The organism is Megasphaera sp. NM10, assembly GCF_000417505.1.
GTDB classification, from domain to species: Bacteria; Bacillota; Negativicutes; order Veillonellales; family Megasphaeraceae; genus Megasphaera; species Megasphaera intestinihominis.
The window spans coordinates 20895-39844 of the sequence record NZ_APHY01000007.1; the positions used below are offsets into that span (position 1 = coordinate 20895).

20 protein-coding genes are annotated in these 18950 nt (G+C 60.5%); all 20 read right to left on the bottom strand.

Going from position 1 to position 18950, the window contains the following annotated elements:
- Window positions 1-5: 5 nt before the first annotated feature.
- On the bottom strand, window positions 6-761 hold the full coding sequence (locus NM10_RS01545) for a hypothetical protein (RefSeq protein WP_020309864.1): 756 nt from the start codon (window positions 759-761) through the stop codon (window positions 6-8).
- Between the two features lie 15 nt (window positions 762-776).
- The gene (locus NM10_RS01550; protein WP_020309865.1) at window positions 777-1211 is read right to left on the bottom strand and encodes a hypothetical protein; all 435 of its coding nucleotides are present in this window, start codon (window positions 1209-1211) and stop codon (window positions 777-779) included.
- Entirely contained in the window at window positions 1208-1675 is a 468-nt protein-coding gene (locus NM10_RS01555; protein WP_239639549.1) for a hypothetical protein, read from the bottom strand. The genes NM10_RS01550 and NM10_RS01555 overlap by 4 nt, the downstream gene beginning before the upstream one ends.
- Complete coding sequence (locus tag NM10_RS14325) at window positions 1575-2090, bottom strand: hypothetical protein (protein ID WP_239639550.1); 516 nt, start codon at window positions 2088-2090, stop codon at window positions 1575-1577. Before NM10_RS14325 ends, NM10_RS01555 begins: the two co-directional genes overlap by 101 nt.
- Window positions 2029-2454: a hypothetical protein gene (locus NM10_RS01560; RefSeq protein WP_239639551.1), complete on the bottom strand. Its 426-nt coding sequence runs from the start codon at window positions 2452-2454 to the stop codon at window positions 2029-2031. Before NM10_RS01560 ends, NM10_RS14325 begins: the two co-directional genes overlap by 62 nt.
- On the bottom strand, window positions 2448-2900 hold the full coding sequence (locus NM10_RS01565) for a prepilin peptidase (protein WP_020309868.1): 453 nt from the start codon (window positions 2898-2900) through the stop codon (window positions 2448-2450). The genes NM10_RS01560 and NM10_RS01565 overlap by 7 nt, the downstream gene beginning before the upstream one ends.
- A 4-nt stretch (window positions 2901-2904) precedes the next feature.
- Window positions 2905-3270: a competence type IV pilus major pilin ComGC gene (locus NM10_RS01570; protein WP_020309869.1), complete on the bottom strand. Its 366-nt coding sequence runs from the start codon at window positions 3268-3270 to the stop codon at window positions 2905-2907.
- 18 nt (window positions 3271-3288) lie between these two features.
- Window positions 3289-4338, bottom strand: a complete 1050-nt coding sequence (locus NM10_RS01575) for a type II secretion system F family protein (protein WP_020309870.1) — start codon at window positions 4336-4338, stop codon at window positions 3289-3291.
- A complete protein-coding gene (locus NM10_RS01580) occupies window positions 4335-5300 on the bottom strand; it encodes a type IV pilus twitching motility protein PilT (protein WP_239639552.1) in 966 nt (321 codons plus the stop codon). Before NM10_RS01580 ends, NM10_RS01575 begins: the two co-directional genes overlap by 4 nt.
- Window positions 5294-6337 (bottom strand): GspE/PulE family protein, encoded by a 1044-nt coding sequence (locus tag NM10_RS01585; protein ID WP_020309872.1) that lies wholly within the window; start codon window positions 6335-6337, stop codon window positions 5294-5296. The genes NM10_RS01580 and NM10_RS01585 overlap by 7 nt, the downstream gene beginning before the upstream one ends.
- 110 nt (window positions 6338-6447) lie before the next feature.
- Window positions 6448-6597 (bottom strand): hypothetical protein, encoded by a 150-nt coding sequence (locus tag NM10_RS13945; RefSeq protein WP_020309873.1) that lies wholly within the window; start codon window positions 6595-6597, stop codon window positions 6448-6450.
- A 92-nt stretch (window positions 6598-6689) separates the two neighbouring features.
- Entirely contained in the window at window positions 6690-8144 is a 1455-nt protein-coding gene (locus NM10_RS01590; protein ID WP_020309874.1) for a TrkH family potassium uptake protein, read from the bottom strand.
- Window positions 8145-8154: 10 nt separating this feature from the next.
- A complete protein-coding gene (locus NM10_RS01595; RefSeq protein WP_020309875.1) occupies window positions 8155-9609 on the bottom strand; it encodes a TrkH family potassium uptake protein in 1455 nt (484 codons plus the stop codon).
- Between the two features lie 3 nt (window positions 9610-9612).
- Window positions 9613-10959 (bottom strand): Trk system potassium transporter TrkA, encoded by a 1347-nt coding sequence (gene trkA / locus NM10_RS01600; RefSeq protein ID WP_020309876.1) that lies wholly within the window; start codon window positions 10957-10959, stop codon window positions 9613-9615.
- A 311-nt stretch (window positions 10960-11270) separates the two neighbouring features.
- The gene (locus NM10_RS01605; protein WP_020309877.1) at window positions 11271-12920 is read right to left on the bottom strand and encodes a sensor domain-containing diguanylate cyclase; all 1650 of its coding nucleotides are present in this window, start codon (window positions 12918-12920) and stop codon (window positions 11271-11273) included.
- On the bottom strand, window positions 12917-15391 hold the full coding sequence (locus tag NM10_RS01610; protein WP_020309878.1) for a GGDEF domain-containing phosphodiesterase: 2475 nt from the start codon (window positions 15389-15391) through the stop codon (window positions 12917-12919). Before NM10_RS01610 ends, NM10_RS01605 begins: the two co-directional genes overlap by 4 nt.
- Window positions 15392-15499: 108 nt before the next feature.
- Complete coding sequence (locus NM10_RS01615; RefSeq protein ID WP_020309879.1) at window positions 15500-16288, bottom strand: lipase family protein; 789 nt, start codon at window positions 16286-16288, stop codon at window positions 15500-15502.
- A 5-nt stretch (window positions 16289-16293) separates the two neighbouring features.
- The gene (locus NM10_RS01620) at window positions 16294-16701 is read right to left on the bottom strand and encodes a hypothetical protein (protein ID WP_147675849.1); all 408 of its coding nucleotides are present in this window, start codon (window positions 16699-16701) and stop codon (window positions 16294-16296) included.
- 67 nt (window positions 16702-16768) lie between these two features.
- Window positions 16769-18208, bottom strand: coding sequence for an Rne/Rng family ribonuclease (locus NM10_RS01625; protein WP_020309881.1), 1440 nt, complete (start codon window positions 18206-18208; stop codon window positions 16769-16771).
- 44 nt (window positions 18209-18252) lie between these two features.
- On the bottom strand, window positions 18253-18948 hold the full coding sequence (cobI, locus tag NM10_RS01630) for a precorrin-2 C(20)-methyltransferase (protein ID WP_239639553.1): 696 nt from the start codon (window positions 18946-18948) through the stop codon (window positions 18253-18255).
- Window positions 18949-18950 lie beyond the last annotated feature (2 nt).

Here is an 18950-nt window from a genome sequence, read left to right on the forward strand (position 1 = left end):
CCTCCTTACAAGAAAGCCAGCATGGCCGTAGGCTGGGACACGTGGTAAGCATCCATCAGGCGGCGCACGGCTTCGCTCGGCCCGGCAGGCTGCCATTCCGTCTCGTCTGCCCCATCCGGGAGCCAGCGGAAGACCGGCCCATCAGCCGTCGGCACAGCCGCCTGTACGTCATAGGCCAGGGGCAGGCCGTCGCGCAGGCGGACGCGGTGCTGCTGGCCATCGGGGGCTTCCTGAAAGGCCAGGGTCCCCGTACCGGTTGGCCAAAGGCGCCCCAAAAAAGCAGGCAGCAAGTCGATGGACTGGACGACGGCTCCGGCAGCGCCGGCAGCCCGACAGATAGCGGCGACACATTCGGCCGGATAGGCGCCGACCGTCCAGTCACCGCTCCCGTCACCGCCTTTCGACGGACAAGCCGCCTCGAAGTCATAAGGCCGCCCTTCTTCACTGACCAGGCCGGCACCGGCGATGAGGGCATCGGCTTCCTGCCGGTCTGTCGTCCCCAGGGACAGGCGCTTCCAAAGGACGCTCGGCCCGCCGATGAGGACGCGCAGGCGCCAGCCAGCCAGGCCATAGCGCTGCAGGAGTTCTGGCAGACAGGACTGGACGCCCCCTTCCTGGCCCATCCAGTCCGGGTCCCGCTTGGTTTCATAGTCGCGATGACCCTGGCGGAAGGCCACGCGTCCATACCAGGTCCGTTTCGTCTTCAAAAGATGGACAGACTGTCCATTCAGCCATAAACAGGCATTTTGTTGCCACCACATAAGCTCACCTCTCTACTAATTGACATACTGTACGAAATGCAGCACGGTCCGGCCCTGTTCATCGGCCGTCACGGCAAAGTGCAGGCCGCACGTCTGCTGGACGCCCGTTCCCGGCGCAGCGGCCCGGGCCTGCAGATAGCCGCCCGGCGTCTGACCGGCCGGCTGATACTGGCAGCGGACGGTCAGGATGTCCCCAGGGCCAGCCAGCCCTTCTGCCCGGGGCACGGCCATGGCCTGGCCCGCCAGAAAAGCGTCCGGGTCCTGCCGCAGCTGGTTCCAGCCCTCACAGAGGGCGCTTTCGGCCAAATAGGTCAGCCGCACGGTCTCTTCATAGGTCCGGGCCATCTGGAAGTGCTGCCACGCCAGGGTCGCCGCCGTCAGGGCCAGGCTCAGGGTCAGTACGGCGACGGTCACGATAGAAAAAGAAAAGAAGCCATTGCGTCGTTTCATGATTCACCTTCATTCTGGGGACACACGGCAAACTGCACGGGCCGGGACAGGCCGCTCCGCCGTTCTTTTAGGAGAAAGGCGACTTGTACGGCCTGGCCGGTCCGGGAGAAAAAGGGCCGACCGTCCAGGGGCTGGATGACCAGGGCCCGGCCCTGGACGGTGCTGCCGCCGCCTGTCAGGGGCTGATAGTTGCCATCGCTGAGGCGGACATACAGGCCTTGATGGCGGACGGCAAAGCCCTTCACGGCGCCCTTGGCCGTGCGGAAGCGGACCTCCTGAGGACGGACTTCAACGTCCCGGCCATAGCGCAGGGCCTGGAACAGCGTTTCTTCTACGCTGACGTGCTGCCGCAGCAGGCCTTCTTCAATCTGGCAGCGCCAATCCAGGCGGGCCGTCTGTCCCGCCAGAGGCAGCAAAGCCGTCAGAGTCAGGGCCGACAGGCTCAAGGCCAGGAGTACGTCCAAGAGGATCCAGCCGTTTTTCTTCGGTCCCTGCCGGCACCAGAAGCCGGCAGGAAACATGGGGGCCATGGTCATCACCTGCCTCTACCTGCCAAAGGACATAGCCCTCGCCGAGAGCCGTCTGCGCATGCGTCACCTCATAGGTCCGGCCCTGGATGACGACGCGGTCTGATGGCGGACAGCCGCTCTTCCAGCCTTCCATGACCTGCCGGCAGACCATGGCTGCCAGCTGCCGCTGTCTGGCCTGGTCATGCAGTCTGACGGCCTGGAGGGAAAGGCCCAGGGCCGCCGTGAACAAGCAGGCTCCGAGGAGCAGGCCCGCCAGGCCGTCGGTCAGGAAAAAGAAGCCATTGGCCTCAGGCGATACGGATGCGCCCGGTCTGCGCCGCCACGACGATAGAACGCGTATAGGCCCCATCGGGCGAAGTAATGACCACAGCCATCGTATGCTGCGGACGACCATCGACAGCAAAGTGTACATCTCCTTTCGTTACCTGCAGGCCCGGCGGATAGGGCCGTTCTTTGACCCGGATGTAGCCTTCCTGGAGGACGTAGCGCTTTTCTTCCAGGACCAGTTTCCAGCGGCCGTTGCTCTGGTTGTTGCCGACACAGCGCTGGCGGACCTGCTGCATATCCAGGGCCATTTCCCGCGCCAGGCCATCGACGGCCTGGTGGCTGCGGCTGCGCTGACCGGCAGTGAGTCCCAGGCCCAGATACAAGAGCAGCAGGCCCAGGGCCAGCATCAGGCCGGTCAGGCTGATAAAGCCGTTCCGCCTCACCATAGCCAGCCTCCGGGCCAGGCGCGCTGGAGCGGTTCCTGGGCCAGCCACCAGCCGGCCAGGAGGAACGGGCCGAAGGGAATGATCGTCTTCCCTGTGCGGAAACGGTAGAACAAGGCCACGAGCGCGGCCAGGCCAAAAGAAGTGACTGCCATGGTCCAGGCCCCCCAGCCCGGGCAGCCCGGCGCCAGGGCCAGGGCCAGCTTGATGTCGCCGCTGCCGATGGACCCGGGCCAGAGACCATAGAGGAGCAGGAAGAGGGCGGCGACGCCCAGGGAAACGGGCCAAAAGGGCCGGACCAGACCGGCATAACTGGCGGCGCCGTTGCCCACAGCCAGGGCCAGGACGGGCGCGTCGGCAATCCAGCAGCGCCGGATATCGGTATAGCAAATCCAGGCCGTACAGCCGGCTGCCGCAGCGTACCAGAGAGATACAACAGACCCTCCCATCCTATCAGGCCTCCCCTTCCTGGGGCGATGCCGCATCGGACGAGAAATGCTTGTTGTTATAATCGGCGGAAACGACGCCATCAGCTATCTGGTATTCCCCCTTGTCCGGCGTGAGCGGTTTGAATTGCAGATACTGTTTGCCGTCGCTGCCTTGGGTCACTAAATCGTCGACACTGGCCGGGAAGACGCCGTGGTCGATTTCATAGAGGGCGGCGGCATTGCTGATTGTCCGGATATCGGCCTGTACTTTGGCTTCCTGGGCCGTCTTGGTGGCCGATGAGAAACGGGGTACGGCAAAGGAGGCGAAAATCAGGATGAGGGACACACAAATCAACATTTCTAACAGGGAAAAACCATTGCGAGTCTGCATACGAAAAAACTCCTTTCATCAGGTCACGATACTGGATGCCATGTCCAGTAACGGTAAGAGGAAACAAAGAATCAAGACGCCCATCAAGGCGCCGGTCAACAAGAGGACGACAGGCCCGAGCCAGCGCCGTATCCGGCCGGCCAGCAGCTGGAGACGGCTGCCGTAGTAGACGGCAATCGACGCCAGGGCTTCGTCATAGGTCCCGGTCATTTCCCCGACGGCCAGCATGGTCTCGACATAGGGCGTCCCGAAGCGGCCGGCGTGGACGGCCTGGCTGAAGGCACAGCCCCGTTCCAGCAGCAGCCGGGCCTGCCATACGTACTGGCGGAAGAGGCATGACGGCACGACGGCGGCCGCTTCGGACAGGCAGTCCAGCAAGGGGATGCCGCCGGCCAGCTGGACGGCCAGGATCTGGCTGAAGCGCTGCCAGGCCCAGATGAGGAACCACGACGCCATGCCGGGAAGGCGGATGATCTGCCGTTCCAGCCTCAGCCGCCACGCGTCCCGCTGCCAGGCCCAGCGCAGGACAATCAGGGCGCAGCACAATACGCCCAGGCCATAGATGCCGTACTGCCGCAGACCGTCGAAAAGGGCCAGCACGTACTGCGTCCCTTTAGGCAGAGGCACGGCCATCTGGACCATCATGTCCGTAAAGACGGGAATGATGAACAGGCACGCGCCTGCCGTCAGGGCTGCCAGGCAGACCAGGAGGAAGGCCGGATAAGCCACGGCCTGGACCAGGAGGCGCCGCTCCCTGCCCTTCCTTTCATAGAAATCGGCCAGGACCTGGCAGAGTCCTTCGAGATTCCCCGTCTGTTCGCCGGCCCGGATGATACGGCAGGCCAAGTCGGGGAAAGCCTGGCTTTGCCGCATGGCCTGAGACGGGCAGACGCCCTGCTCCATCTGCAGGGCCGCCAGATGCAGGGACGGGCGGCAGGCGCCGGGCATATCGCTCAGTAGCAGCTGCCAGGCCTGGACCAGGGGGATGCCGCTGCCGACGAGGACAGCCAGCTGGCGGAAGAACAAAGCCAGCATAGCTGCAGACAGCCGGCGCGGCGGGCGGATCATGACGTCCCTCCCTCACCGCAGCGGCGCAGGGCCTGTTCCATGGTCCGCATCCCCAGGGCCGCACCGGTCTGCATGACCGTCGGCAGCTGATATTCCTTACCGCTGCGGATGAGCTGGACCACGGCCGGCGTGCGGACGAGGACTTCCCGGACGATGTCGATCCGTCCCTGCCGTTCCAGGCGGCGCTGGGCCAGGATGGCCTGCAGTACCATGGCCAGGCGGCAGCGGACTTCCTGCTGGGCCTCGCCACTATAGGCACCGGCCAGGCGGCTCACAGCCTGTGCTGCCGACGGCGTGTGCAGCGTCGACAAGACGAAGTGCCCCGTCTCGGCGGCCGTCAAAGCCGCATCCATGGCGGCCCGGTCGCGCATCTCGCCGATAAGGATGACGTCCGGATCCTGGCGCAGGGCCTGGCGGATGCCTTCGGCAAAGGTCGCGAAGTGCGTCCCCAGTTCGCGCTGCGTAATCAAGGCGGCCTTCCCGGCTTCGACGTATTCAATCGGGTCTTCCAGGGTGACGATATGGCAGGGCCGCCGTTCATTAATGGCCTGGAGGATGCGCCACAGGGCCGTCGTCTTGCCGCTGCCCGTGGGCCCGCAGACCAGGACCAGGCCACTGGTCAGGCAGCTGAGGCGCTGCAGCAGCGGTCCGTCTCCATCTGGCGGCAGCGACGCTAAAGGATAGAGGAAGCGTATCGTCACATGGAGGCCGGCGTACTCCCGGCAGACGTGGAGGCGGCAGCGCAGGGCGTCGTGCCAGGAAAAGGCGCCGTCGCCCTGGTCCCCGCCGCTCCAGCCGACGGCCTGCAGGACCTGGCGCAGGTCCCCTTCGCTCAAGGGCGGCCCTGGAAGCGGACAGAGGCCCTGGGCCAGGCGCATCATCGGCGGCCGGCCCGTCTGCAGATGAAGGTCTGCGGCCTGCTGACCCATGGCCGTTTCCATCAGTTCCCTTACCTTCACCATGAGCTCCCTCCTTCACAGACGCGGCGTATCTCCCTTTCATCCGTCCGTCCGGCCGCCAGGGTCCGGGCGATGACGTCGGGCAGGAGGACAGCACCATCGGACCGGGCCGCATCCGTCAGGTCCCGGACGCCGGCACAGCGGCGGATGGCGTCGCGGAGACGGCGGCCAGCCGGCACGACTTCGCACAGGCAGAAACGGCCCTGATAAGACCCATCGCTCCTGCGGCAGCGGACCAGGCGCTGGGACACGACGCCGGCCAGGGCATCGGCTGCCAGGTAGGGCGCGACGCCCATATCGGTCAGGCGGATCACGGCCTCGACGGCGCTCGGCGCATGGAGGGTACTGAAGATGACGTGCCCTGTCAGGGCGGCCCGCACGGCGATGCGCGCCGTCTCGCCATCGCGGATTTCGCCGACGACGAGGATATCCGGGTCCTGGCGCAGCAGGGCCCGCAGGCCGTCCTGGAACATCATGCCCCCTTTGGCCTGGACCTGGCTCTGGGAAATGCCCTCCATGAGGATTTCCACCGGGTCTTCCAGGGTCGCAATGCTGACCGAGTCGTCCTGGATCTCGTGGATGGCCGCATAGAGAGTCGTCGTCTTGCCGCTGCCCGTGGGCCCGCAGATGAGGATGAGCCCCTGGCGGCAGCGGATGAGCTTTTCCAGACAGCGCCGGACCTGGTCGTCCATGCCCAGGGCCGAGAGAGCCAGGGGGATGCGCTGGCCGTCGAGGATGCGGATGACGACTTTTTCGCCGCGCACTGTCGGCAGCGTACTGACCCGCAGGTCCAGGCGTCGTTCCCCGTCCTTCCAGACGATGCGCCCGTCCTGGGGCAGGCGGCGGTTGGCGATGTCCAGGCCGGCCAGGACTTTGATGCGGCTTACCAGTTTCTCCAGGCCGCCCTTGTGGAGCGTCCCGGCCTGACAGAGGACACCGTCCCGGCGCCAGCGGATGCGGACGGCGTCGTCCAGGGGCTCGATGTGGATGTCGCTGGCCCCGGCAGCCAGGGCGTCTTGCAGTAACTTGTTTACGTCCATAAAAAAATACTCCTTTCCATAGCTAGCATAGCATGGAAAGGAGACGTCCTGACAAAATTTAATCGTCTTTTAATGAAAAATCGGAAAACGGCGAAAAACTTAAGAATCCTTTAATCTTCCGTCTTGTCCGCCGTTTCTTTGTTGCGGATTTCGCTCAATTTTTCGGCTAATTCGTGGAAGGTCTTCTGGTAGAGATCTTCCTTCTTCTGTTTTTCTTCACTGGCATCGATGGTCTTAGCCATTTGTTCCCAAAAACTCATAGGTAATCCCCCTTTGATAAAAGATAGAGTAACGTTAAGATTGTCTTTATTATACGGCAAAGGGATGGCGTCATGCAAGGGATTTCCCCCAATTACCAGCTGTTGCGGTGGCGCCAGAAGGACGGCATGAGGATAGCCAGGACCGGCAGGGCTTCCAGGCGGCCCATGAGCATGGACAGGCAGAGGGCGACTTTGCTGAGCGGCGGCAGGGCCGAACAAGTAGCCGTCGCACCGAACTGGCCGAATCCTGGCCCGCAGCTGCCCATGGTCGAGACACTGAGGCCGATGGCATCGAAGATGGCCACGCCGTCAAAGACCATGATGAACGTCCAGAGGACGCCGAGCATGGTGTAGATGAAGAAGAATTTGGCTACGCCGTAAATGAGGTCCATCGAGAATTCTTCGCCATTAGAACGGATGTGCAGGACCATGTTGGGATGTATCTTCTGGCGGATGATGGCGGCAATGGTCTTGACCAGCAGCATGACGCGCGTCACTTTCAGTCCGCCTGTCGTCGAACCGGCACAGCCGCCGATGAACATCAGGACCAGGAGGATGAATTTGGAAAAGACCGGCCACTGTTCAAAGTCGTTGGAGACGAAGCCCGTCGACGACGAAATGGACACGGACTGGAAAAAGGCCTGGCGCAGGGCTTCGATGCCGTCCCACTGCTGGGCCAGGACCAGGTTGAGGGCCATGGCCGCCGTCGAGATGGCGACGATGGCCAAGTAGACGCGGAACTCCGTATCGCCGAGGATGACTTTGCAGCCCTTCTTCCAGGCCGCGACGTACATGCCGAAGTTGGCGCTGCTGATGAGCATGAAAAAGGACAGGCAGCATTCGACGACAGGGCTGTCGAAATGGGCGACGCTGTTATTGTACGGCGAGAAACCGCCCGTAGCGATAGTGGCAAAGGCGTGGTCGGCTGCGATGAGGAAGGACATGCCGCAGAGCATGAAGACGACCGTCGAGGCAACGGTAAAGACGACGTACACCGTGAACAGGGCCTTGGCCATCTCCTTGATGCGCGGCAGGGCCCGGTCCGACCGGGGGCCTGTGCTTTCGGCATTGAACATGTGGACGATGCCCTTGCCGAACTGAGGAAAGACAGCGATGAAGATGACGATGATACCCAGGCCGCCGAACCAGTGGGTCAGGGCCCGCCAGAGGACCAGGCTGGCCGGCATGGCTTCGATGTCGTCGATGACCGTCGCCCCCGTGCCGGACAGGCCGGAAATACATTCAAAGACACCGTCCAGGACGGACAAATAGCCGCCGGCAGCATAGGGAACCATGCCCAGGAAAGTGACCATGATCCAGCCCAGAGCCGTAATGGCCACGCCTTCGCGGACAGTCAGGCTGTCCGTCGGCCGATGGCCCTGCCACATGAGCAGGCGCCCTATGAGGATGCTGATGACAATGGCCACGAGGAACGCGGCGATACTGGCTTCCCCATAGAAAAGGGCGACGACAAAGGGAATCATCAAGGCCAGCCCGCAGGCCTGAGCCAATTTTCCCAAGACAAATAAAACAATTCGTATATTCATGGTGTACCTCCTACCAGCGCCGCCGCAGATAACCGAATGCGGTCTGGATGACGACGAGGAAGGAAAAGATTTCGACGCGTCCTAAAATCATGAGGAAACTGCAATACAGCTTAGTCCATGCCGGCAGGACGGAAACGTCGGCTACGCCGAAGAGGTCCATCGTCGCCCCGACACTGGACAGGCAGCCTACGGCCATCCCCATGGCCTGCATGGGCGTGACGCCGGACAGGGAAATGATCAGCATGGAGACGAAGAACGTCGCCATGAAGAGGAAGAAATAACTGAGGACACGGCTGATGATCTTCATATCGACAGGGACGCCGTCGATTTTCAAAGAAATGACCATGTGCGGATGTAGGGTCCGGCGCATTTCCTGGGCAGCCATCTTGAAAAGGACCATGAAGCGCATGACCTTGAGACCGCCTGTAGCCGAGCCGATACAGCCGCCGACAAAGGCCAGGGCAAAGAGGACGTACTTGTCGAATTCCGGCCAGGTGCTGTAGGCGGCTGACGAAAAACCGCTGGTGCTGATGAAGGACAGGACCTGGAAAAAGCCGTAGCGCAGGTTATCCCAGCCGTCGTAGACGCCGAAACGCCACAAATGGAAGGATACGAGGCAGCCCGTGACGACGACGACGGTCAAAAAGGTCCGCCATTCGGCATCGCAGAAAAGGCTCTTGAAGTCGCGCCGTTCCCAGCTCTTCCAGTAGAGGAGGAAATTGCCGCTGGCCAGGAGCATGGATACAGCTCCGGCCGCTTCCAGGGCCAGGCTGTCATATTGAGAAAAATCGAAGAGCGAATCGCCGCCGCTGGTGGACATGGTCATGAGGCCCTGATTGACGGCCATGCCCAAAGGCAGGCCGGCCAGGACGTAGAGGACCATGGAAAAGGCCGTAATGGCCAGGTAGATGAGACCGGCCTGGCGGGCCGCTTCCTGCATGCGGGCCACCATGGGGCTGAAGGATACGCTCTGATGGACGGACAAGGTCAGGCCGAAACAGCCGCTGACCTGGGGCATGACCGATACCAGGAGGAGGATGAAGTTGAGGCCGCCGAGCCATTCCATGAGGCTGTGCCACAACAAGAGCGACTGCGGCAGGCCGGCCCCGCCGTCAGCCAGGCACGACGTCCCAGTCGTCGTAAAAGCCGAGACGCTTTCAAAGAAGGCGTCGACAGGCGATGCGAAAGTGCCGGCCATGACGTAGGGAATCATACCCAAAAGGCCCAGGAGGAACCAGGCCGATACCATGTACCAGGCCCCCTCCCCCGGTCCCAGGTGGCGTTTGTGATGGCGGCCGCGGTAACGGCAGAACGCCGCTGCAAGCAAGGCGGCGGCCAGGGCCGGGGCAAAATAGACCAGGCCCGCTTCACCCCACCACAAGGCGGACAGCAGAGGGATGAGCAGCGCCAGACCGTTGATCAGGGCCAGGCGGCTGACGAGATAAAAGACGATACTGCGGTTCATGGTCTATTCCCTGCCTTTGAAGTACTTCATGACCTTCTTGGAATATTCCGTCTGGATGAAGAGGATGATCCGGTCGCCGGCCATGAGGACGGACTGGCCGTTCGGGATATAGGCTTCGCCGTCACGGACATAGGCGCAGACCAGACATTCCTTGGGCAGGCGGACATCCATGAGGCGCTTTCCGGCTACGGGAGCCCCGTCCTGGACGATGACTTCCACGGCTTCAGCCTTGGCCCCTTCCAGGAGGGACACGGAGACGACACCGCCGCGGCGGGCAAAGGCCAGGACTTCGCTGGCCGACAAGAGGCGTGTCGACAAGACGATATCGACGCCGACCTTTTCCATGAGGTCGCCGTATTCGATGCGCGACACGCGGACGATGGTCTTCTTGGCGCCCAAGTGCTTGGCGATGAGGGCCAGCATGAGGTTCAGGCGGTCGTCATCGGTCAGGCAGATGACGACGTCGGCATCGGCAATGCCTTCCTGTTCCAGGAGGTCGATGTCCGTGCCGTCGCCGCAAATGGCCAGGCCGTTGTCCAGGAGTTCTGCCACCTGGCGGCAGCGTTCGCGGTCTTTATCGAAAATCTTGACCTTGATGCCTTCCTTGTCGAGCATGGGGGCCAAAAAACGGCCGGACCGGCCGGCGCCGATGATGATGACCCGTTCGACCATCTTCGTGTCGCTGGGGACGAAGTTCTCACTGAATTTCTCGATGGCCTTGGGGTCGCCGATGAAATACGCATTGTCGTGCGGGAACAGGCAGTCATCACCATGAGGGATGATCATGCGGTGATCGCGGAAAATCATGCCGGCCAGGATGGACGGCGGCATGTTCATATCCTTAAAGGGGATGTTGATGAGCGGCGAATGGCGGCGGACCTTGGTTTCAAAGAGCCGGACCTTGCCGTTGGCGAAGTCTTCGACGTTGAGGGCGGCCGGCGTCATGAGGATGCGGTTGATTTCACGGGCCGTGATCATTTCCGGATTGAGCATGAGGTCGATGTCGAAATTCTGCTTCAGATAATCCTTGGCTTCCGACAGGAACTGCATGTCCCGGATGCGGGCCGCCGTGTACTTGATGCCGTGTTTCTTGGCCATGATACAGGCGACCATATTGACTTCATCGACAGCCGTACAGGCGACGAGGATATCGGCACCGCGGATATCGGGATCGTTCATGGTAATCGGGCTGGCCCCGTTGGCCAGGACGGTCAATACATCGAGATTATTCTTGACGACTTCCAGCCGTTCTTCATTATGATCGACGACGACGACGTCGAATTGTTCATTCGATAAGAGCTCGGCAATACTGTACCCCAGCTTGCCGGCGCCTACGACAACGATACGCAAAGGAAAGACCTCCTTGTAAGTCGAAATAGAAAGGAGGCTGCCACACGAAGACAGCCTCTTTTTATACTTTAAGTTTGCAGTTTTTAGTTTGTAGTGAATGACTAAAAATTAAAACCCATCCTCTACAAACTACAAACGCTATACTACAACTTTTGAAGACAAAGGGCTCCACATGACGGCACAAACCACCATGTTCCAGCCCCTACAAATAGTATCACATTTTGTCCTTTTTGTACATCTTTCCTTTTCGCCGCCAAGGCGATGATCTGGCAGCCCTCTCCCCTTTGCCCCGAGCCAGCCAACACTCACCCTCAGGCCCGCGGCGCCAGGTGCTGCTTCTGTTCGTACATCTTGGTGTCGGCCCGATTGAAGACGGCCCGGTAGGCCGTGTCGCGTGTCTTGTCGTAGACGGCCATGCCTACGGAAGCGGCGAGCTGCGTCCACGGCTGAGCGGCACTCAGGTCGCGGATGTGTTCAAAGGCACGGACTTTCTCGAATAAGGCGTCCCGATGAGCATAGTCCTCGCCTTCGAGGATGACGACGAATTCGTCGCCGCCGATGCGGTAGACCGGGCTGTGCTTATAGATGCGGCAGACGGCCTGGCACAGGCGCTGTAAGGCGATGTTCCCCTTTTCGTGGCCAAAACGGTCGTTGACGTCCTTGAGCTGGTTCAAGTCGACCATGACCACGGCAAAGGCAGCCTGGCCGGCGGCGATTTTCTGGTTGAGGTCGTAGACCTTCCTGTTGTAGGCGGCGACGTTCTTGACGGCCGTCAGTTCATCCTGATAGGCCTGTTTCTGCATGGCGCCGACGTATTTGCGCATCCGTTCCATCGTATCGTTCATATGGCCTGCAAGCCGCCCGATTTCATCTTGAGCTGTACTGTCCAGAGGCTGGTCATATTCGCCGCGGCCCAGGCGGCGGGCGGCTTCACTGATGTCATGCAGGGGCCGGACGATACGGTTCGCCGCCCGGATAGCCAGGAGCGTCGACAACAGGCCGATGACGACGGTCACAGCCAGGATCCCGAAGGTCATGAGCTGGCGGCCGGCATAGATTTCCCGTTCCGGTGCCGTCACGCCCAGTTTCATGCCATTCTTCAAGGTCGCAAAGCCCATGGCCATGGGAATGCCCTGATAATAGTAATGGATCAAATGGGTATCCGTCGCTGACTGCTCCAGCAGCTCTCCGTGGCTGACGATATCGAAGCGCGGCTTGAACTCGTAGGCCACCTCCCTGCCGTCGGGATGGAAATAAAAAGTCTGCCAGTCCTTGAAGAGGAAGCCGTATCCGCTGTCATAGACCTTCATGCTGCCGATGAGGTCGCAGAGCATGTTGAAGTCGATATCGACGCCGACGACGGCGACGAACTGGCCTTGGACGTAGACGGGCATGACGTAGCTGATCATGCGGACACCATTATTGTCATTGACGTAAGGTGTCGTCCACAAGGCCCTCTTCTCACGCAAGGGCTGATAATACCAGTTCGTCCGGCCCGCGTCGGCTTCCCCGTACGCCTCGACGGAGGTAATGGGCTGGGACACAAAATCATGACGCGCATCTTTGCGGGTATACCAGAAGCCGTCCGGCCCGCCGGCCAGGTCTTCATTGTAATGGAGGTAATAGCCCTGGACGCCGTCGATGCCGGATACAGCATTATAAAAAGACCGGCTAATCATGGCTTCCAGCCGGTCGCGGTTGGCTTTATTACGCAAGTCCTGGGGATTTTTGACTTCATGCTCGATGGTATGGCCGATATAGTGGACGATGTCTTCGGACTGCATGAAAATTGGATTCAGTGTCGTACTGGCGTGGATGGCCCGGCCAGTGAGGGTCGTGGCGGCGATTTCCGTCTCGCTGCGGTCGACGAGGAAGACGCAGAGGCTGCCGAAGACCAGGGTCAGCGTCAGGGAGACGCCGCAGATGACGGTCAAAAAGCGGGACCGTATAGTTTGCATCATGAAAGGGTCCCTCCTTTATGCAGCTGACAGGCCGGGCAGCAGAGCGCCGGCCGCACACAGGCCAGGGCCAATTTCCGACCGCTCCGGGGAACGGCGATGTACGTGACCTCTTTCCACGTATAGCCTGCATCCGCTCCTTTCTGGCGGAAGCGGAAGCAATCCGACTGGTCCCCTTGGGATAATTTCCTTTTGAGCGCCGTATAATCGGTGAAATCCAGGAAGCGCTGGCAGTCATCGGGATGGATATAGCTCCGGGCATAGTGATGAAGGAACTGGCGCATGAAGAGGCATTTCTCCATGAGTTCCCCGGCTACGGCATGGCGCGAGAACAAGGGGATCCCGGCTGATTTGTCCAAGTCGATGAGGTAGATGACATCGTACAGGCGGTAGAGCTCATGAATGTGGACGTTCAGCGCCTCCTGCTCCTGGATGTGTTCGTCCAGGGTCAGGTTGTGCAGGGACACGGTCAGCATCCAGCACGACGGCATGGAGGCAACGAGTTCCGCCGTGAGCTGGACGTAGTAGCCCTTTTCCGACTGGAAGATCGTTTCCAAATGACCGCTCTGCTTGAGGCCTTCCATGAGGTCCCGGAAATGGGCATAAAGCCGCGTTCCAGGCCGGTTGATGCGCAGTTCGGCACTGAGGGCCGTAATGCGGCCGAAACTGGCCAGCTGATCCCGATAGGCCTGATTGAGATAGACGTGATGGAATGCTTGGCCGTCGTATTCGACCAGGGCCAGGGACTGATGGGTCCGGCGGATGGCGGCGCTGGTTTTCTCGTAATAAGCTCGGCTGGCCGCATCTTCGAAAGACCGGTACTGGCCTTCCAGATAGGAAAATAAATCGTTCCAGGGCATGGGCTTACTGAAGAAATAGCCCTGGAGCTTATCGCAGCCTACAGAGGCCAGGAAATCGACGTGTTTCTGCGTCTCTACGCCTTCGGCCAGGCTCTGGCTGCCGATTTCCTTGATCATGTCGACGGTATTGCCGATGATGGAACGGGCCTTGTCCGTCGACGACGAGAGGAAATGCGTATCCAGCTTGATGATATTGAAGTCATAATCCTTGAGGACGTTGAGCGACGAATAGCCGCTGCCAAAATCGTCCATGAGAATTTGGTAGCCAGCCTGGAGGAAGCGTCCCAGGGCCTCTTTGATGACTTCTTTATCGTGGACCAGCATGGTCTCCGTGATTTCCAGATGGATGAGGTCCCGCGGCAGGCCATATGTCCGGACCGTATCTTCGACGACCTGGAAGATGTCGCAGAGGAAAAAGTCCAGACGCGACAAATTGAAGGATACCGGGACGACGGGAAGCTGCTGATCCAGGCGGCGGCGCAGGGCCTGGCAGGTCTGGCGCAGGATGTAGCAGTCGAGTTTATAGATGTCGTGGTTCTTTTCCAGGATGGGAATGAAGCGGGCCGGCGACAGGAAGCCGACGACGGGGTCATTCCAGCGGGCCAGGGCTTCCATGCCGCAGACGGCACCGGTCAGGGTGCGGATGACAGGCTGATAATAGACCTGGATCCAGCCGTGCTCAATAGCGTCATCACAGTGTCCGGCAATGTAGTTGTTGACCGTAATCAGCTTCTGCAGGTCCTGGGTATATTCCAAGACGGAGACGCCCACTTCATCGCGGATGTGCTGGCAGGCGATTTTGGCATAATCCACGGCCAGAGCCGGGTCGACGACCTGATTTTCAGGAAAATGGTAGACGCCGGCCTTGATTTCCAGCTGGTACTTGCGATAGACCTGGCAGATGGATTCATGAAGTGTTTCCAGCTTTTCCCGCACAGACCCTTCCGGCGTGAGCAGCTGGAAGTGGTCATTGCGGCGACGCGACAAGAAGCCCTGCGGGAAGGTTTCCCGAATCATGGTGGCCAGGCCTTTCAGGCAGTCATCGCCGACGGCGACGCCATAGCGGATATTGACGAGCTTGAAGTTGATGACGTTGAAATAGACCAGGCAGTATCCCGACAGGAACTGACCGGATTCCATGAGGTCCCGGACATACTGGAGGAAGCGCCGGTTCCCGGGCAGGCCGGTCATGTTGTCGATGTCGCTGGTCAGGTATTTGCGGTCGTAATCGGCGATAAAGACGTAATAGACCTCACCCACGCCGGGCAGGGTGACTTTGCGGCTGAAGTGTTCTGCATAGCGTACGGTACCGTCACAGGCGATGACGCGGTAGCGGGCATAACTGGTCTGGCAGACGTCGCTCGCCGTCTGCTGGCGGATATTCTGTTCTACCAGTTCCCGGTCCCGCAGGTCGACCATGCCGCGGAAGCTGTGATGGACGTAGTCGGCCAGTTCTTCGTAAGAAGCGCAGCCAAAAAAGCCGATGACATAGTCACTGGCATAGAGCAGTGTTTCCCCTTCATCGGCTTTATAAATAAAGATTCCCCCGGCCAGGCTCTGGGGGATGCAGGCCGTCAAAGCGGCCTGGTCCTTCCCGTTCATTTGATGTTCCATGCGTCCATCTCCCGTCGTAATATATTTTATATTTCGTATATACCATCCGTATATTTCTGTATATATTTCTATTTCATTATATTACAAGCCTGACAGGAGTACAAGCGCCTAGTCGGCACCGGCCAGAGCCAGCAGGGCTTCAATGGGTGTCATCTTGCCCGTATCGGTCGTGCGGGACACGGCCGTCCGCACCAGGCCGGTCCGGGCATCGTACCATATTTCGTCATACGTGAGGGCAAAGTCATATTCTTTTCCCTTGAGGCGCCGCGCCTGGAACTGGCGGAGCAGGACCTCGCTGCAGCCGTTCTGCCGGGCCTGGCGCAGGGCTTCTCCCAGGGACTGTTCCCTGCGGGCAAAGACAGGATGCAGGCGGTAGCCGAGCTGGTCGTCGGCAGCCCGTTCCAGATAGGGCGTATCGGCCTGCAGGGCCTCGTCGAGGGTCAGGGACAAGGGCGGGACCCAGACCGGTGAGCCGAAAGGCCGGCCGCCATCGTCTGGCACAGCATGGCCCAGATAGGTTTCATAAGCCGTCTTAGCATCGTAATAACGGCGCAGAGCGGTGTCGGCATATCCGGCTATATCATGGGCAAAGCGGCGCGTCGTCGGCGCTGCCTGCCAGACCGTCTTGTCCGGGAACTGTTCATACGTGCGGGAAACGGCCTGTACGGCCTTTTCTACGGGATCGCCCTCCATGACGATGCGGTCCAGCCGGATGCGCCGGCCGTAAGCCTCATTAAAGGCGTCATTGCCGACAGCCGGAGCGCCGAAGGTCACGACCTGGAGCTGCGACGCACCCTGGTCGGCCAGGCGGGCCGCCGCCAGGACGGCGACGGCTCCGCCCAGGCTGTGACCGGTCAAGGTCAGCCGTTTCGGTGCATGGGCATCGGCAGCCAGCACCTGGCCTACGGTCTGGCCGCCATAGGCGCTGCCAGAAGGGTCGTCGTGTAGTGGTCAAAGCCGGCATGGACGCGGCGGACGCCGTCCTTTCTAGCGGTCTTCCCGGCCGTGCCGCCGTAGGCGACGGAATGGAGGTTCAAATCGGACTTGATGTCGGCCAGGCTGGCCGTTCCGGTCACGGCCAGGAGCGTATCGTCCCCTTTCCGGGCCAGGTGGAACTTGGCTTCCGATTTATCATCCTTCTGGACCTGGCTGTCGATGTGCCAGCCCCGGCGCACCAGCTCCTGACGGGCTGCCAGACCGGGCCTGTCGCCGTAAGAAGCCATGGCCATCCAGGCACAGAGGGCTTCCTGCCGGGCCTGTTCATAAGCGGCGCGCGGCGAATCGGCAAAGACAGAAAAAGCTGTTGTCACGCAAAAAAGGCACGTGAAAACAGCTTTGTAACAAGAAGTGAACATAGGCTTTCCCCTTTCCAGCCCATCAGGGCTCGTAGGACAAAATGGAAAAGACTTCCCGGTTCGGATGGTGTGATTCTTCAAAATAGAGAGTCCGCTTCAGCTCCCGTTCCCATTCGGCTTTGCGCTTCTTGTCCTTGAGCAGGGCCAGGACGTCGGGATGGGCTTCGATGAGGATATCCCCTTTGATGTGGCGGACCTGGACCATATGGCGCAGGCGGCGGATGATCTGGATGGCCACGGTTTCCGGCGAATAGAGGTAGCCTGAACCGCCGCAGACGTCACACGGGCTGAACTGGACCTGGTACAGGCTCTGGCGGGCCTTCTTGCGGGTGATTTCCACCAGGTTCAGGGCCGTCATGCCCAAGACGCGGGTCTTGGTGCAGTCCTGCGCCGTTTCCCGGGTCAGGATCTGGAGGATTTCGTCGCGTTTCGTCGGCTGGGCCATGTCGATGAAATCGATGATGATGATGCCGCCAATATCGCGCAGGCGCAGCTGGCGGGCGATTTCCACGGCCGCTTCCTTGTTGACGTGGAAAATCGTGTCCTGCAGGGTCGAACCGTTACCGGTGTACTTGCTGCTGTTGACGTCGATGACCGTCAGGGCTTCCGTGTGGTCGATGACCAGATTGCCCCCTGACGGCAGGGGCAAGATGCGCGACATGAGGTGGGTCAGGCTCTCTTCGATGGCGTACTGTTCAAAGATGGACACCGTCCCTTCGTAGAGGCGGACGCGGCTGCGCCAGGCCGGGTCGGGAAAGACCTGGCAGATGCGTTCATAAGCTTCGCGGCTGTCGACGACGACTTGTTTGACGTCGGCCGTGAAATGGTCGCGGATCATGCGCATGACCAGGTCGGCTTCGCGGTATAAGAGGGTCGGCTTGCGGGACCGCTTATACCGCTGGAGGATGCTGTCCCACGTCCCCAGGAGATACTGCAGGTCCTTGAGGAGCTCTTCCCGGGAAACGCCCTTGGCGACGGTCCGGATGATGAGGCCCATGCCGTCGGGCTTGATTTCCGATACGATGCGGCGCAGGCGGTTGCGTTCTTCTTCATCGCGGATTTTCTTGGACACGCCGATGTAATCGACAGTCGGCATGAGGACGGCGTAGCGGCCGGCCAGGCTGATATTGGCCGTGACTTTCGGCCCCTTCATGCCCTGTTCGTCCTTGATGACCTGGACCAGGACGGACTGGCCCACGGAGAGGTGCATCTGCTGGATTTCTTCCTTCGACGCCGCCCGCGGGAACATGTCGCCCATATAGATGAAGGCGTTCCTGCGGCGGCCGATGTTGACAAAGGCAGCCTGCAGGGACGGCAGGATGTTCTGAATCGTCCCTTTATAGATATGGTTGACAATGTGCATGTCGTCATTGCGTTCGACAGCGAAATCACGAAGACGACCATCCTCCAGGATAGCCATGCGCGTTTCTTCTGGCATGACATTGCCTACGATTGTTTTCATCTTCTCATTCCTCCTGTGCGGGCAAATTGGTAATCGCAGACAGGCTATTTCACTAACAAGACGGCGAAATAACCCGTTTCTTTGGCGTCAGCCGCTTTTTCATAGACCCGTTCTCCCGGCAGGCCGCAGCGTTCGATCATCGACGCCTTGTCGAGGAGCTGCAGGTCCCGCAGTTCCTCCTGGATTGGTGCCAGCCGTCCCGAGGGCTTCATGATGACCTTGCTGCCTTCCAGGGCCAGCAGTTCTTTGCGGTGTGCATTGTTTCCGGGGATGACGATGAGGGCTTCATCCTTTTCGCACAGCGGCTGCTGGAGCTTGGCGGCGACGGCGCAGAAACTGGGCACGCCGGGCACGATTTCCGTGTCGTAGCCGGCCTCATGGACGAGGCGGTGGACGTAGATGCTGGTCGCGTAGACCGTCGGGCAGCCCAAGGTGATGAGGCAGACGTCGCGGCCCTGGTCGAGTTCGTCCTGCAGGCGGCGCGCCGCTTTCTCATGGGCTCCCTGGAGGACCTGGTCGTCGCGGGTCATGGGGAAATCCATGGCGATGACCATTTTATCTTCTAAGGAAACGCCGCAGCCGTCCAGGGCCTTCAAGAGGATGCCCTGGGCCGTGACGACGCCGGTCCGGCTCTGGGGCACGGCCAGGACGGGACAGGTCCTGATGATTTTCAGCGCCTTCAGGGTCAGCAGTTCCGGGTCGCCCGGGCCGACGCCGACGCAATAGAGTGTACCTTTCATGA